The organism is Stackebrandtia albiflava (assembly GCF_007994225.1).
In the GTDB taxonomy this organism is placed as follows: Bacteria; Actinomycetota; Actinomycetes; order Mycobacteriales; family Micromonosporaceae; genus Stackebrandtia; species Stackebrandtia albiflava.
In genome coordinates this window covers 607,357-622,249 of record NZ_VLLL01000006.1, presented here as the reverse complement: position 1 = coordinate 622,249, position 14,893 = coordinate 607,357, and the positions used below count along the sequence as shown (strand labels likewise).

Annotated in this window: 15 protein-coding genes; 8 read left to right on the top strand and 7 right to left on the bottom strand. The window is 69.7% G+C overall.

The genetic code is table 11. The annotated features are described in order from the left end of the window. Positions 1-140 precede the first annotated feature (140 nt). Complete coding sequence (locus LX16_RS13740) at positions 141-923, top strand: CPBP family intramembrane glutamic endopeptidase (RefSeq protein WP_147138848.1); 783 nt, start codon at positions 141-143, stop codon at positions 921-923. Between the two features lie 138 nt (positions 924-1,061). Beyond that, a complete protein-coding gene (locus tag LX16_RS13735) occupies positions 1,062-2,135 on the top strand; it encodes a DUF5685 family protein (protein WP_170283860.1) in 1,074 nt (357 codons plus the stop codon). Positions 2,136-2,285: 150 nt separating this feature from the next. Here LX16_RS13735 and LX16_RS13730 read toward each other — a convergent pair whose 3' ends face one another. The 3 genes from LX16_RS13730 to LX16_RS13720 all read right to left on the bottom strand — a co-directional run bounded on the left by LX16_RS13730 (position 2,286) and on the right by LX16_RS13720 (position 5,289). Further along, positions 2,286-2,672 (bottom strand): hypothetical protein, encoded by a 387-nt coding sequence (locus tag LX16_RS13730; RefSeq protein WP_147138844.1) that lies wholly within the window; start codon positions 2,670-2,672, stop codon positions 2,286-2,288. A gap of 290 nt (positions 2,673-2,962) precedes the next feature. Further along, the gene (locus LX16_RS13725) at positions 2,963-4,018 is read right to left on the bottom strand and encodes an aspartate-semialdehyde dehydrogenase (protein WP_147138842.1); all 1,056 of its coding nucleotides are present in this window, start codon (positions 4,016-4,018) and stop codon (positions 2,963-2,965) included. Between the two features lie 5 nt (positions 4,019-4,023). Continuing rightward, positions 4,024-5,289: an aspartate kinase gene (locus tag LX16_RS13720; RefSeq protein WP_147138839.1), complete on the bottom strand. Its 1,266-nt coding sequence runs from the start codon at positions 5,287-5,289 to the stop codon at positions 4,024-4,026. Between the two features lie 279 nt (positions 5,290-5,568). Between LX16_RS13720 and LX16_RS13715 the strand changes: the two genes are divergently transcribed. Then, positions 5,569-6,384: a hypothetical protein gene (locus LX16_RS13715; protein ID WP_147138837.1), complete on the top strand. Its 816-nt coding sequence runs from the start codon at positions 5,569-5,571 to the stop codon at positions 6,382-6,384. Between the two features lie 103 nt (positions 6,385-6,487). Then, positions 6,488-7,060, top strand: a complete 573-nt coding sequence (locus LX16_RS13710) for a nitroreductase family protein (protein WP_158645590.1) — start codon at positions 6,488-6,490, stop codon at positions 7,058-7,060. A 331-nt stretch (positions 7,061-7,391) separates the two neighbouring features. On the opposite strand, the gene LX16_RS13705 is transcribed toward LX16_RS13710, so the two are convergent. After that, positions 7,392-7,580: a hypothetical protein gene (locus LX16_RS13705; protein ID WP_147138832.1), complete on the bottom strand. Its 189-nt coding sequence runs from the start codon at positions 7,578-7,580 to the stop codon at positions 7,392-7,394. Positions 7,581-7,983: 403 nt separating this feature from the next. Here LX16_RS13705 and LX16_RS13700 point away from each other — a divergent pair, with 403 nt between their 5' ends. The 4 genes from LX16_RS13700 (at position 7,984) to leuA (ending at position 12,488) form a co-directional block, all read left to right on the top strand. Beyond that, entirely contained in the window at positions 7,984-8,640 is a 657-nt protein-coding gene (locus LX16_RS13700; protein ID WP_147138830.1) for an HAD family hydrolase, read from the top strand. A gap of 189 nt (positions 8,641-8,829) precedes the next feature. After that, positions 8,830-9,957, top strand: a complete 1,128-nt coding sequence (locus tag LX16_RS13695; protein WP_147138828.1) for an MBL fold metallo-hydrolase — start codon at positions 8,830-8,832, stop codon at positions 9,955-9,957. A 68-nt stretch (positions 9,958-10,025) separates the two neighbouring features. Then, entirely contained in the window at positions 10,026-10,475 is a 450-nt protein-coding gene (locus tag LX16_RS13690) for a GNAT family N-acetyltransferase (RefSeq protein WP_211354498.1), read from the top strand. 306 nt (positions 10,476-10,781) lie between these two features. Continuing rightward, positions 10,782-12,488, top strand: a complete 1,707-nt coding sequence (gene leuA / locus LX16_RS13685; RefSeq protein WP_147138824.1) for a 2-isopropylmalate synthase — start codon at positions 10,782-10,784, stop codon at positions 12,486-12,488. Between the two features lie 350 nt (positions 12,489-12,838). Here the strand turns inward: leuA and LX16_RS13680 are convergent, their stop codons facing one another. The 3 genes from LX16_RS13680 to LX16_RS13670 form a co-directional block, all read right to left on the bottom strand. After that, positions 12,839-13,210 carry an RloB family protein gene (locus LX16_RS13680; RefSeq protein ID WP_158645589.1) on the bottom strand — a complete coding sequence of 124 codons (372 nt, stop codon included), beginning with the start codon at positions 13,208-13,210 and terminating at the stop codon, positions 12,839-12,841. Further along, complete coding sequence (locus LX16_RS13675; RefSeq protein WP_147138821.1) at positions 13,164-14,525, bottom strand: AAA family ATPase; 1,362 nt, start codon at positions 14,523-14,525, stop codon at positions 13,164-13,166. The genes LX16_RS13680 and LX16_RS13675 overlap by 47 nt, the downstream gene beginning before the upstream one ends. A gap of 124 nt (positions 14,526-14,649) precedes the next feature. Next, positions 14,650-14,892: a DivIVA domain-containing protein gene (locus LX16_RS13670; protein WP_147138818.1), complete on the bottom strand. Its 243-nt coding sequence runs from the start codon at positions 14,890-14,892 to the stop codon at positions 14,650-14,652. Position 14,893 lies beyond the last annotated feature (1 nt).

Sequence of the window (14,893 nt, the reverse complement as noted above, 5' to 3'; positions counted from 1 at the left end):
CCGTCGTGAGTGGACGGTCCTGGGCGTAACGCTCCGACCCGCCGCCCTCCGGGGTGGGACAGCCCGCACCGCGTGACGCTTACACGCGCTGTCAGTCTCCTGTCAGTGCGGTGGCGGCGTGCCCGGCCATCGTCGTGGGCATGGAGACCACTCACAAGCCCCACGGAATCGTCGGGCGCCTGCTGGCCGACCGGCACTCGCTGCCGCTGTCCATCGCCCTGCACCTCGTCCCCGGCCTGCTGATCGTCGCCGCCTACTTCGTCATAGGCGTGCCCGTCGTCGATGCCGTCGGATACCCGACCTTCCTGGCCTGGGCGATCGCCCTCGTCGTCGTCCTGTACCCGCTGCTGCTCGGGTTGATGTGGCTGGGCCGCAGGCAGACCGGCAGGTTCGGCCTGCGGGGCGTCCTGAAGTACACCGATCGACCGCTGTCCCGTGGCAGGGTGATCGCCATGGGCGTCCCGTTGCTGCTGTGGATGCTCATCGTCGCCAGCGCCGTGACGCCGCCGATCGACGAGTTCCTGTTCGGGTTCTTCACCTGGCTGCCCTACGCCGACATCGGTGAGGACCCCATGACCTACCTGGAGGGCAACGGGCGCGACACCATGGTCACGACCCTGTTGATCAGCCTGCCGTTCACCGGTGTCACCCTGCCGCTCATCGAGGAGATCTACTTCCGCGGCTTCCTGATGCCCCGCCTCGCACACCTGCGCGTCGGCGCACCGATCCTCAGCACCGTCCTGTTCTCGGTCTACCACTTCTGGTCGCCCTGGGTCGTGGTCTCACGCCTGATCTTCACCTTCCCGGGGTTCCTGCTCGCGTGGCGGTACCGGGACATCCGGCTGTCCATCTGGATGCACGTGGGCACCACCGCGCTGATGGGAGGACTCGGCCCGATCGCCATCATGACGGGCGTCCTGTAACGCCCGGACCGTCACGGCACCCTCCCCCGGGACGGTGCCGCGGCGTATCCCGGCTACGCCCTTTCCGGCCATCGGCGCCCGTGGCGTCCACTGCGTATACTCGCCACCCCCTCGACCCCCCTCGACGCGGAGGCGCCGGTGTTCGGACTACTACGACCGTGTTCCCGGCTGATGGACGAGCCGATGCGGCAGGAGTGGATGTCCCACTTCTGCGGCCTGTGCCTCGCACTCCGCGACGACTTCGGGCAGTCGGCGAGGCTGGCGACGAACTACGACAGCCTCGTACTGTCCGCGCTGGTGGAGGCCCAGACCGAGGCCGACCCACACCGCCGCACCGCCGGGCCGTGCCCACTGCGGGGCATGCGCACCAAGTCCGTGGTGCACGGCACGGCCGCCCGGCTCGCCGCGGTCGCCTCGGTACTGCTGGCCAGTGCCAAGATCGAGGACCACATCGTGGACGGCGACGGGCCGGCGCGCCGGCCGAGCGTCGCCGGGATCGGCCGACGGGTGTCACGGCGACTGGAGACCAGGGCGCTGCGGGTCGGGGACGACATCGGCTTCGACTCCGCCGGACTGCTGGCCGGCGTGCGGCGGCAGGGACTCGTGGAGGCTCGGGCGACGGCCTCGACCGCGTTGACGGCCGTCACCGCGCCCACCGAGGAGGCGACGGCGGCGTTGTTCGCCCAGACCGCGGTCATCGCCGGACGACCCGGCAACGTGGACCCGATGAGCCGCGCGGGCCGGGCGTTCGGCCGTCTGGCGCACCTGGTCGACGCCGTCTCCGACCTGGACGGTGACACCGCGCGCGGAGCGTGGAACCCGCTCACGGTCACCGAGACCTCGGCCGCCGAGGCACACCGGCTGTGTCACGCCGCGATCGCCGACATCGACGCGGCGCTGGCCGACGCCGAAGTCGGCGGCGACGGCCTGGCCCGGTCGCTGCTGGTCGACCACGCCGAACACACGTTGCGTCAGTCGTACCCCGGCACGCACCACCACCACGGGCACCCGCACGACCACGGACGCCCGGCGCCGCGCGGCTTCTGGGCCGGTTGCGGCATGGCGATCGTCGTCGCGTGCACGTGTCAGTGCTGCTGCTCGGAGAAGTTCGAGGGGCCGTGGTCCCGCAGAAGCCGGCAGGGCTGCTGCCACAAGTGCGACTGCTGCGACTGCAACTGTTGCAGCTGCGGCGACTGCTGCCCCTGCGACTGACCCGTCGTCCACGACGAACGACCCCGAGAATTCGGCTTGGTTGGCCGGAATGTCGGCTTGGTTGGTCATACGACGCCGAAAAATCGGACATAGGGGCCTATTCGAGGCATGTCGATGGTCGTACGGCCAACCAAGCCGCATTGGGAGGGGTCAGGCGGCTTCCACGTAGAGGTACACCTGGGCGTCGTTGTCGGTGCCGGAGAAGGAGAACGACTCCTGATCACCCTCCGGGCAGGCCCTGGCGCTGTAATGCCACCTCGTGCCGATGAGCGCCTTGACCCGGGCGCACATGCCGTCGGCGTCGGTGTCGCGCACCCAGCCGGACACCGTCATGGTGGTGCCCCGGCAACTCGCCCGCCAGTAGGCCAGGCCACCGTCGATCTCGACGTCCATCTCCTGACCGCACACCGTCATCGGGCGGACGTCGGCGTGAGCGGCCCCCGGAACGGCGATGACGCCCAGGCACAACGCCAGGGCCACCGCGAGGGCGCGCGGGTCGAACGGTTTTCGGGCACGGGAAGACTGACGTACTCGCATAGCGGCTCCACATCCGTGTCGAGGCCCTGGCGCCCGGCGGCGCCCACGGCCCCATGCCGGGCCGGGCAGCGAGGAAGGGGCCACGGAGCCGTCGGCGCCACCGGGCGTGTCTCCGGGTGCGGCGGAGCCCGTCAGGGCGTCCCGGGCACCGATGGACGGCGGCTCCCGCCCAGCGTCACAGAAAACCGGCGTCCCCACCTCGACCGTACGTACCGCATACCGGTGATGCCCGAGGAGGAACCGAGGTGACCGGACCGGGCCGGGTCCGCTGTGGACCCGGCCCGGCGGTGTCACCGGAATTCCGGCAGCAACAGTTCGGCGATCTGCGCCGAGTTCAACGCCGCGCCCTTGAGCAGGTTGTCGCCGACGACGAAGAAGTCCAGCGAGTTCGGGAAGTCGATGGAGGTGCGGATCCGTCCGATGTAGGTCTCGTCGGTGCCGGCGGCGTCCAACGGAGTCGGGTACCGGCCGTTCTCGGGGTCGTCCACCACGACGACGCCGGGCGCGTCGGCCAACACCTTGCGGGCCGCCTCGGCGTCGACGGCCGTCGCGAACGTCGCGTGGACCGCCTGCGAGTGCCCCTGCGCGACCGGTACCCGCACGCAGGTCGAGGACACCGCCAGGTCCGGGATGTCGAGGATCTTGCGGGTCTCGTTGCGGACCTTCAGCTCCTCCGACGTCCAGCCGTCGGCCTTCCAGCCGCCCACCTTCGGGACCACGTTGAGCGCCAGCGGCGCACCGAAGGTGTCGTCGGCACGGTCACCCAGCAACCGCCGCACGTCACCGGGGACGGTGCCCAGCCCGGGGTTCCCGGCGACCGCGTCGATCTGCCGGTACAGCGTGTCGAATCCCTCCTGGCCGGAACCCGACGCCGCCTGGTACGACGCCACGGTCATCGACCGCAGGCCGAACTGCCGGTGCAGCGCCGCCAGCGACGGGATGAGGGCGAGTGTCGTGCAGTTGGCGTTGGCGATGACGCCCTTGGGCCGGTCGCGCACCGCCTCGGGGTTGGCCTCCGGCACCACGAGCGGCACCTGCGGGTCCATCCGGAAACTGTTCGACTTGTCGATGACGATCGCGCCGCGGGCGGCCGCGATGGGCACCCAGTGCGCCGACACCTCGTCGGGGAGGTCGAAGTGGGCGACGTCCACGCCGTCGAACACGTCCTCGGAGATGGCCCGCACCACCACCTCCTCACCGCGGATCGACAGTCGCCGCCCGGCCGAGCGCGGCGAGGCGATCAACCGGATCTCCCCCCACACGTCGTCGCGGCGTGAGATGACGTCGCGCATGACGGAGCCGACCGCGCCGGTGGCCCCCACGATCGCGAGTACTGGTTTGCGCATCGGATTCACCTTCCGGTTCCGGCGTAGACGATCGCTTCCTCCTGGCCACCCAACTCGAACGCCTCGTGGACGGCGGAGACCGCCGAGTCGAGTTCGGTGTCGCGGCACACCACCGAGATGCGGATCTCGGAGGTGGAGATGATCTCGATGTTGACGCCCGCCGAGGCCAACGCCCGGCAGAACGTCGCGGTGACCCCGGGGTGGGACCGCATCCCGGCGCCCACCAGCGAGACCTTGCCGATGTGGTCGTCGTACAGCAGGCCCGTGAAACCGATCGTGTCGCGGGACTTCTGCAAGGCCGCCATCGCGGTCGGGCCGTCGTCCTTGGGGAGCGTGAAGGAGATGTCGGTGCGGCCGGAGTCCTTCGTGGAGATGTTCTGCACGATCATGTCGATGTTGATCTCGGCCTCGGCCACCACCTGGAAGAGCGCGGCGGCCTGGCCCGGCTCGTCCGGCACCGACAACACGGTGATCTTGGCTTCGCTGCGGTCGTGCGCGACACCGGTGATGAGAGCTTGTTCCACGGGTAGGTCCTCCATTGACCCCGAGATGAGGGTTCCGGGCTTGTTCGAGTACGAGGAGCGGACACGCAGCGGGATGCCGGACCGGCGCGCGTACTCCACCGCGCGCAGGTGCAGGATCTTGGCACCGCAGGCGGCCAGTTCCAGCATCTCCTCGTAGGTGATCTGGTCGATGCGTTTGGCGTCGGGGACGATGCGGGGGTCGGCGCTGTACACACCGTCGACGTCGGTGTAGATCTCGCACGCGTCGGCGGCCATGGCGGCGGCCAGCGCGACGGCGGTCGTGTCCGATCCGCCCCGGCCGAGCGTGGTGATGTCCTTGGTGTCCTGCGAGATGCCTTGGAAACCGGCGACGATCGCCACGGCCCCCTCGTCGAGCGAGCCCCGGATCCGGCCGGGCGTGACGTCGATGATGCGCGCCTTGCCGTGCGCGGACGTCGTGATCATCCCCGCCTGGGACCCCGTGAACGACCGCGCCTCGTATCCGAGGTTGTTGATCGCCATCGCCAGCAGCGCCATGGAGATCCGTTCCCCGGCGGTCAGCAGCATGTCGAGTTCGCGGGGGTGCGGCAGGGGCGACACCTGCCCGGCCAGGTCGAGGAGTTCGTCGGTGGTGTCCCCCATCGCCGAGACCACCACGACCACGTCGTCCCCGCGTTTTCGCGCCGAGACGATCCGCTCGGCGACGCGCTTGATCCGTTCGGCGTCTTGGACTGAGGATCCACCGTATTTCTGGACGACGAGCGCCACGTGTGAAGCACCGCTTTCTGCTCTAGAGCCGGTGGACCCGGAACGGGCGGCGCGGCGCGTGCGACGGACCGCGGCGAACGGAACGGCCGGGCGGGCGCCAGGCCATCCGACCGCGCTGCGGTGCGCCGGCGAATACGTCACGCGGCCGGGAACCGGCTCCACGACGGGCTCGTTCGGTCACTGGGGGCCACGTCGGCGTGGCGGGCTTGAGCGAGAGCTTATCGTTACACACGGCGCGGCGTGGCGCCGGTTACGTCACCGCGTGCGGAAAATAACACCGTGCGCCGCCGAATCACTTCCATCCTCGCCGGGCTCGGGGTGGGCCTGGCGATGTCCGGCTGCACCGGAAGCGCCACCGGCGACTCGGCACCGCCCACCGGGCCGCCGCCCGCGCCGCCCGACTCCACCGCCACCACCAGCGCCGACGCCGCCGCCGAGCTGTCCGGGCGGGCCGCCACGGCCAAGGACCTCCACTACACCGCCGCCTACGAGTGGGCGCCGGCCCGTCGGGAGGCCGTCGAGATCACGGTGTCGGTCGCGCTCGACGGCTCCTGGCGGGTGGACGTCCCCGGTGGCGCGCACGGCGGCCGGAGAGACGTCACCATGATCGGCAACAAACGGGGCGTCTTCCAGTGTGAGCTGGGGGAACGCCGGGAGTGCGTCGCGGTGGCCGCGGCCGGTGAACCGGTACCGTCCGCCGCCGACCCGCTCGTGCAGCACCCATTCACTGATTGGCTGGATCTGCTCCTCGACCGCCGCAATCCGTTCTCGATCGCGGCCGTCGACGCGCCCGAGGACGTGGACGAGCCCGGCGCGTGCTTCTCGGTGGAACGCAACGCGGTCACCGTGGCGGCGCCGATTCCGCCGACCGTGTACTGCCTGCGTGAGGACGGTGTCATCACGTGGATCGAGTCCTCGTTCGGGACGTTGCGGTTGACCGGCCCGGTCGGTGAACCCGACGAGCGGACCCGGTTGCCGGGTGACGTCGTGGACGCCACGCCACTGGCCACGTCACCGCCGCCGAAACCGACGCCGACGCCGGACGCCTCGGCGAAGTCGTCCCGGTCGCCCGAGGACGACGACCGGTCGGGTTGACGCGACCGCCGGCCGCGTGCACGTCGGGCCGGGTCCGGCCGTCGGCGCCGGCCGGGGCGTATGGTCTCGATCGGCCCCACTCGCCCGCATGAAAGGTCTCGTCTTGTCATCTCGCCACGCCGTCACCTCGGTCCCGCTTCATCCGCTGCTGGCCGCCCGGCACTCCACCCGGGCCTTCGACGCCGAGTACGACGTCACCGACGCGCAGCTCACCGCGATCCTGGAGGCCGCCCGCTGGGCCCCCTCGGCGGGGAACTCCCAGCCGGGCCGCTACATCGTGGGGCGGCGGGGCGGTGACGTCTTCGCCAAGGTGCTGGACACGCTCAATCCGGGGAACCAGGGGTGGGCGCGACACGCCGCCGTCCTGGTGGTCGCGGTGCGGGTGGTGAGCAACAACAGGGGGGAACTGCGCACCTCCGCCTACGACCTCGGCCAGGCGATGGCCCACCTGACGTTCCAGGCGCTCGCGGAGGGGCTGACGGTGCGGCAGATGGCCGGATTCGCGCCCGACCGGATCACCGCCGAGTTCTCGCTCGCCGCGAACCTGCAGCCGGTCGCGGTGGCGGCCATCGGACTTGCGGGGGACCCGGCGACACTGCCGGACGACCTGCGCGGCCCCGACGACTCCCCCCGGACCCGGCTGCCGCTGGACGACCTCACACTGGCCCGGGACTGACGACCCGACGGACGGAACCCTTGCTGCCCAAGACTTCCGGCATCGGCGCCCCCGGTGCGCAATCGGGTGTGGACAGTGCTCGCCCACGCCCGTCTCGCTGTCGAGGTCACCCGACTTCGAGCCCGGGGGTCGGCCGATCTTCCGGAGTGGCCCCTACAGTGGACCCGGCGAGCTGGAGGTCCTTCACGAGGAACTGAACCCGGACGTCGCGGAGGTCACCGCATGCATGCGCGCCGACAGCGCGCTACCCGACCGCGTGCTGTCGCAGCCGGGTCGGCATAGTGAGGAGTTGGCCGAAGTCGGCCGGATGGTCGAACTGAGGTCCCGCCGATCACCAGTCGGACTGCGGCGGGGTGTCCCGAGTGGCCAGCAGCCACAGGAACATGGTCGCGCCCGCCCGGCGGCCGTAGGAGCCCGCGGACTGCAACACGTGTGTGGCGATCCGGCCCGCCACCGCGGTCGGCGGTGCCGCCGCCGGTGACACGGGAACGGGCTGTGGAGCGCGCGACAGAGTCTGCATGATCGGAATCGTCCCCCCGGAATATGAGCGCGGTGTTACGTGGTGAGCCACCGGCGGTTAACACCTCGGCCGGGTTCAGCTTAGCCACGGATCGCCGTCCCGCAGGCGAATCACGGACCTCGCCGGCGGGCACCGGGAACCCCGGGCGGCACGCCGGGGGACGAGGCCCGGCACCGCACGGCACTCCACTCTCACCCGCCACAACGACATTGACCAGCACCTATCCGGGCGGCGGGTCCCGAACCGGCGGGCGACACCGCCCGCGACACCGACATTCCACACCGGAACTCGCCCGGCGGGGGCCACCGGCGCGGCGTGCCCGGATTCACATCCACACCACCGGTCACCGTGCCGCCCGCCGTGAATCATGGAGGGGTCCGTCGCGCCTCGCACCGGGAGACCCATGACCACGCCACCAGCCCTCGTCATCTTCGACAACGACGGCGTCCTAGTCGACTCCGAACGCCTGTCCAACCGGATCTTCGCCGAACTCATCACCTCGCACGGGCTCCCCACCACCTTCACCGAGGCGGTGGAGCGGTACATGGGCCGCCGTACCACCGACTGCGTCGCCGACATAGAGGCACAGCTCGGCCGGCCGCTCGACCCCGGGTTCGTCGGCGCCTACGAGGCGCGGTGCGCCGAGACGCTCCGCGCCGAACTCACCGCCGTCGACGGCGTGGTCGACGTCCTCGACCGGCTCGACGCGGCGGGAGTGCCCTACTGCATCGCCTCGTCCGGCACCCCGGACGAGATCGCGTTGCGCCTGGCGGTGACCGGCCTGGCCGACCGGTTCGGCGACCGCGTCTACTCCGGGAGCATGGTCGCGCGGGGCAAACCCGCGCCGGACCTCTTCGAGTACGCGGCCGACCGGATGGGCGTCGCCCCCGGTGCCGCCGTCGTGGTCGAGGACTCCCCGCCCGGTGTCGTCGGCGCGAAGGCGGCGGGCGCGACGGTCATCGGACACGCGGCGCTGTTGCCCGCCGGTCGGCTCGCCGAGGCCGGGGCCGACCACGTCGTCACGGGAATGACGCAGGTCCCGCCACTTCTGGGTATTTGAGAGGCCCGGGCCCGGTTCTATCTACAATGGCGGGGCCGCACCGGTACGGCGCCACGACACGCTCCGGCCGGGCGGCGGGTCGTGGCCGTCATCCGGCACGGCCCCCGACCCGGCACGGTGACCACCGCCCGACGACGCCCATCCGGTCGATCGAGACCGCCGAAGCGATGACGTGAAGGTGTGAGGCACATGGCACGGACCTGGCGAGGACTTGCGATCGGGGCCGCGGTGGCGGCGGGGGCCGCCGCCGCGGGCTGGCTGCTCCACGACATCCCGTCCCAGGTGGGGCACCGTCCCCTGTCGCGCGGCGGCCCCCGCGCCGCACGCATCCGGCGGTCGCGGCAGTTCGACCGCGACAGCTTCGTCAACCCGATGCCCGCGAGCGAGGCGGTGGCGACGCCGCCGGTGAGCATCCTCAAGGAACTGACCGGTCACCGGCATCAACGCCGCCCGCAGGGCGTCGTGCCACTCGTGACACCCGTCGGGCTGGAGTCGCCCGGCGAGGGGCTCCGTGCCGCCTGGTTCGGGCACTCCACCGTCCTGATCGACATCGAGGGCCGGCGGATCCTGCTGGACCCGGTGTGGAGCCGGCGGGTGTCGCCGTCCCGGCTGGTCGGTCCGCGCCGACTGCACGAGGCCCCGATCGGCCTGGCCGCCCTGCCGCCGGTCGACGCGGTCGTCATCTCCCACGACCACTACGACCACCTCGACCGCGACACCGTCCTGGCGCTGGTGGAGGCCGGAGAGACCCGGTTCATCGTGCCGCTGGGCGTCGGCGCCCACCTCGACCGGTGGGGTGTCCCCGCCGACCGTTACACCGAACTGGACTGGAACGAGTCGGTCGACGTCGACGGCGTGACCGTGACCGCGACCGCCGCGCGGCACTTCTCCGGGCGCTGGTTCACGCGCAACGACACCCTGTGGGCGTCCTGGGTGATCGCGGGACGCGACCACCGCGTCTTCTACGGCGGCGACACCGGCTACTTCAAGGAGTTCCGCGACATCGGCACCCGGTACGGGCCGTTCGACCTGACGGTCCTGCCGGTCGGGGCGTACCACGAGTCGTGGCCCGACATCCACATGACTCCGGAGGAGGCGGTCGCGGCGCACCTCGACCTGAGCGGCCGGGTCCTGCTGCCGGTGCACTGGGCGACGTTCACACTCGCGATGCACCCGTGGGGCGAGCCGGTCGACCGGTTGTGGCGGGAGGCCAAGGAACGCGACGTGACGGCGGTGGTGCCGCGTCCCGGGGAGGTCGTGGACGTCGCCCAGCCGCCCCCGGTCGACGGTTGGTGGCAGACGATCAACCCGACCTGACGCGGGCGTGACCGGGCCGAATCGGCCGCGACATCGGCCCGAAACATCTCCGAGCCATGATCACCGTCATGCGGATCGACGAGGTGACCTGGGACGACACCGCGACGGCGACGCTCCGCGCCGCGCAGCGCGCCGAGATCGCCGAGACCTACGGCACCCCGGACAGTGAACCGGGCACCCCGCCGTCCGCCGCCGACATCGCGGTGTTCGTGGTCGCATACGCGGAGGACGGCGACCCGGTCGGCTGCGGCGGCCTCCGGGACCTCGGCGGCGGGGTCGGCGAGGTCAAACGCATGTACGTCGTCCCGTCGCGACGTGGGACCGGCGTGGCCCGGGAGGTGTTGACCGCGCTGGAGTCGTGGGCGCGGTCGCGGGGCTGGCGCGCCCTGTGGCTGGAGACCGGCGACCGTCAACCCGCGGCGATCCGGTTCTACCGCCGATGCGGATACCGTCCGGTCCCGGCGTTCGGCGCGTACGCCGACGAGCCGTCCTCGCGGTGCTTCGGCCGGCACCTGTGACCTCGGGCGGGCACCCGGCGGCCGCGTGGCCCTGCTCTCATCATGTGGGAGATTGCGGCGGATTGCGGTGAAATGCCGTAGGGTTTCGCACGTCATGCGGCACCTGCAGCTCCTTGTCTGCCGCGGCGGGGCTCGATAGCGAGCTGGCTCCCCGCCGCGGAGTCGGCCGTGCGCCAACGCCACTGGAGCTCGCCGCAATGCCGCGGCTCACAGACGCCGACCGCGCGTCGCGGAACCCGATCCCACCGGGTCGCCTCCAGAATCGCTTACGCCGCTGATTCCGATTCCGCCGAGGAGCCGTCGCACATGTCCCAGTTCGCCGCCAAGACCGCCCGGTACCGTCCCTACCACGAACAGTTCGCCGTAGACCTGCCCGACCGCACCTGGCCCGCCCGGCGGTTGACGTCGGCGCCGGCGTGGTGCGCGGTGGACCTGCGGGACGGCAACCAGGCGCTCATCGACCCGATGTCGCCGGACCGGAAGCGACGCATGTTCGACCTGCTGGTGGGAATGGGATACAAGGAGATCGAGGTCGGTTTCCCGGCGGCGAGCCAGACCGACTTCGACTTCGTGCGCAGCCTGATCGAGACCGACGCGATACCCGACGACGTGACCATCCAGGTCCTGGTGCAGTGCCGTGAGCACCTGATCGACCGGACGTTCGAGTCACTGCGCGGGGCGCCCCGCGCGATCGTCCACTTCTACAACTCGACCTCGACCCTGCAGCGGCGGGTGGTGTTCGGGATGGACCGCGACGCCATCACCGACATCGCGACACAGGGCGCCCGGCTGAGCATGAAGTACGCCGAGATCCACACGCCCGACACCGACATCCGTTACGAGTACTCGCCCGAGTCCTACACCGGCACGGAGCTGGAGTACGCCGTCGAGGTGTGCGGTGCCGTCACCGAGGTCATCGACCCCACACCCGACCGGCCGCTCATCGTGAACCTGCCCGCGACGGTGGAGATGGCGACCCCCAACGTGTACGCCGACTCGATCGAGTGGATGAACCGCCACCTGCCCCGGCGGGACAGCCTGATCCTGTCGCTGCACCCGCACAACGACCGCGGCACCGGGGTCGCCGCCGCCGAACTGGGCCTAATGGCGGGAGCCGACCGGGTGGAGGGCTGCCTGTTCGGCAACGGCGAACGCACCGGCAACGTGGACCTGGTGACGCTGGGCCTGAACCTGTTCAGCCAGGGCGTGGACCCCCGCGTCGACTTCTCCCACATCGACTCGATCAAACGGACCGTCGAGCACTGCAACCGGCTGCCGGTGCACGAACGGCACCCCTACGCGGGCGACCTGGTGTACACGGCGTTCTCCGGCTCCCACCAGGACGCCATCAACAAGGGCTTCGCGGCGATGCGGGCCGACGCCGCCGCCGCCGGGGTCCCGTTGGACGACTTCACGTGGCAGGTTCCGTACCTGCCGATCGACCCCAAGGACGTCGGACGCTCCTACGAGGCGGTCATCCGGGTCAACTCGCAGTCCGGCAAGGGCGGTGTCGCGTACCTGCTCAAGACCGAGTACGGCATGGAACTGCCGCGCCGGATGCAGATCGAGTTCTCGCACGTGGTGCAGGCGCACACCGACACCGCGGGCGGCGAGGTCACCGCGTCGGAGATGTTCGGCATCTTCCAGCGCGAGTACTCGGTGGACGAGCAGACCGGCCGCCGCATCGTCATCGGGGAGCACACCTCCTCGGCGTCGGCCGACGGCGTCGTCACCATCGACGCGCTGATCACCGTGGACGGACGCGAACGGAAGGTCTCCGGCGAGGCCAACGGTCCACTGTCGGCGTTCATCGCCGCACTGGCCGATGTGGACGTTAAGGTGAGTGTGTGCGACTACTCCGAGCACGCCCTGACCGCCGGCGAGACCGCCAAGGCCGCCGCCTACGTCGAATGCCAGGTGGGTGACCAGGTGCTGTGGGGGGCGGGAGTACACGAGAACATCGTCACCGCGTCCATGCGCGCCATCGCCAGCGCCGTCAACCGCGCCGCCTGACGCCCGATCCGGCGGCGGTGGAGGCCGCCGCCGGGTCACGGCCTCCGGCCCGTGGTGGCCACCGGAACGCACCTCCGGTGGCCCCCCACCACGACCTCCAACCCGGGATCCGCGAGCACGGCCATCAATATGTCCATGTTGGTCCACGGGTTACACGCGACGGGATCACCGACATGTCGGCGTCGAAGCAGCCGGGCGCGGTCGGCGGCGGCATCGCGCAGATCCATGAGCCCGTCGCAATCGAGCTGTTTCGTCGCCATCGAATATCCCGAGCCGGGTACGGCCGCCAATGCGCGTTGCACGGACTTGCTCGTGTGTTCTCTGCTCACGTCATTGAAATGCATACACAGTCAGAGTTCGAAACACGGATTGGCGAGGGCGACTCGAAGTCCACACTCCTTCGCCGACTTCAGCGCCGCCGGCAACGCCGGGTGCGGATGCGGAGCCTCGACGTCGAGCACGCACCACACCTCGTCGTACGCGGTATAGCGGTCCTCACTGCAGTGGGGTGCTCGCGCCTGGTGTGTCGCAGCCTCACGGACCAGATCCAGCGGTTCCCCTCGACCCGACGCGACCTTCACCGTGATCGGAATGGAGTGGAGTCGTCGCTTAAGAGCTTCGATGTAGTGCCTACTCGCGTACTCGTCTTCGCAGTAGATCAGGAATCGCCGATTCTCAGGCCGTTGCCGTCGCGCCCGACCGAGGTTCTTCTGCCGCTTCACCGAGGTTCCTGTGCTGCTTGATCGCGGCCGCCAGCGCGGCCCGCGCGTCGTCATCGAGGAATGGGACCGCTCCGAAGCGCCCCACCAGATATCTCTTCTCAAGGCTCGCCGAGTCACGTTCCTGGAAGTCGCTCAGCGGGAACAGGGTCGTCGCTCCGGTCCGATGATCCTTCTCCGTGAACCACACCTGATCCCGTTCCAGTTTCAGCGTGGTGTTCCGCCCCAACAACGAGGTGTCATGTGCCGTGAACACGATCTGGGCACGGTGCGGGTTGACCTCGGGATCCTGGAACAGGGAGACGAGGACGGCCGAGAGATAGGGGTGGAGCCGGGCGTCGAGTTCGTCGACGCAGAGGGTCGCGCCGTGCGCCAGGGCCTCGAACACCGGTCCCAGCATACCGATCCAGGTCTGCGTTCCGCTGGATTCCTCTCGGAGGGCCAAGGCATAGCGCCCGGACTCGACTTCGTGGACGGTTTTCACGCGGTGAGAGAGACTGCCCTGAAATACGATCCTTCCGCCCACGCTCTCCTGAAAGAACTGCTGCATTCTCTCCAGAGCGGAACGAAGACCGTCGTCCGCCTCCGCCTCATCGACCTGCACTCCCGCGACTCCGACGTCGGCCAATCGCAACAACGGCAACAACAGGTCGGCGCGTTCCCTGCGGTTCGATGCCAGATACCGCTCGATGGTGTCGTCGAGGCGAGCGGAGAAGTCGAAATCAGTGGCCACGATCAGGCCGCGATCGAACCAGTGGCGAATGGCGCCCAACAACCGGTGCCCCTGGGCGGCGGCGACCGACAGATAGAGGCTGTTCGGCCGGAGAAGGTCACCGATCATTTTGACGCGGCCGGTGAGAGATCGCCCGAATTTCGGGGAACCGTCACCGGAGCGTTCGAACAGCCGACGGATTCTTCCCTGCGGATAGTCGTACAGCCATTCGGAGGTGATTCGTTCGTCGTCGCAGGCGAAGCCGTACTGGTAACGAACTCCCTGTAGTACGAACTCGGCTTCGACCTCGGTGAGGTGTGCCGCCTTGTCCGGCCGGAGTCCGAACGGGGCTCGCGGCACGCCTCCGGATGGATCCCATTGCCGGAAGGAAGACAGGACGGCGAATCTCATCCACGCGATCGCGTCGATGACGTTGGACTTTCCGGAGGCGTTCGGGCCGTATATCGCGGTCGCTGGCACGGTACGGTACGCGCTTCTCGGTACCTCGCCTTCGGCGCGTTCCGCACGGGGCTTGTCGGCGATGAGGCTGAGTTCCTGTTCGTCACGGAGCGACGCATGGTTGGCCACTCGAAATCGCAACAACATATGACACCTCCTCGACCGACATTGCACTTTATCGCCTGATTACGTCGAAGTTCAACGAAAATCACCGATAAAAGTGACGTGAGAGCCGCGAGTCTGTGGTCGAAGGGTGGGGGGGTGAGGTGGGTCAGGACTTGAAGAGACGGGACAGCAGACCCGGCTTGCGGGGCGGGGTGGCCACACCGCCGTGGCGCTGGAATACGTCGTCGACCTGTGTCCTGTCGTAACCGCGCAGCACGATGTCGAGCTGCGGGGGTGGCAACGGTTCGCCTCCCCCGGCGTGGTTGGCCTCCACCGCCGCCAGGAACTCGTCCACCTTGACCGGGTCGTACCCGCGCAGCACGACGGGGAACTGATAGGGGTTCGACACG

Excerpts from the sequence above, each read along its gene's own strand:
- LX16_RS13740 (WP_147138848.1), top strand. The coding sequence starts at position 141 with ATGGAGACCACTCACAAGCCCCACGGAATCGTCGGGCGCCTGCTGGCC.
- LX16_RS13730 (WP_147138844.1), bottom strand. The coding sequence starts at position 2,672 with ATGCGAGTACGTCAGTCTTCCCGTGCCCGAAAACCGTTCGACCCGCGC.
- LX16_RS13725 (WP_147138842.1), bottom strand. The coding sequence starts at position 4,018 with ATGCGCAAACCAGTACTCGCGATCGTGGGGGCCACCGGCGCGGTCGGC.
- LX16_RS13705 (WP_147138832.1), bottom strand. The coding sequence starts at position 7,580 with ATGCAGACTCTGTCGCGCGCTCCACAGCCCGTTCCCGTGTCACCGGCG.
- LX16_RS13700 (WP_147138830.1), top strand. The coding sequence starts at position 7,984 with ATGACCACGCCACCAGCCCTCGTCATCTTCGACAACGACGGCGTCCTA.
- LX16_RS13695 (WP_147138828.1), top strand. The coding sequence starts at position 8,830 with ATGGCACGGACCTGGCGAGGACTTGCGATCGGGGCCGCGGTGGCGGCG.
- LX16_RS13690 (WP_211354498.1), top strand. The coding sequence starts at position 10,026 with ATGCGGATCGACGAGGTGACCTGGGACGACACCGCGACGGCGACGCTC.
- leuA (WP_147138824.1), top strand. The coding sequence starts at position 10,782 with ATGTCCCAGTTCGCCGCCAAGACCGCCCGGTACCGTCCCTACCACGAA.
- LX16_RS13675 (WP_147138821.1), bottom strand. The coding sequence starts at position 14,525 with ATGTTGTTGCGATTTCGAGTGGCCAACCATGCGTCGCTCCGTGACGAA.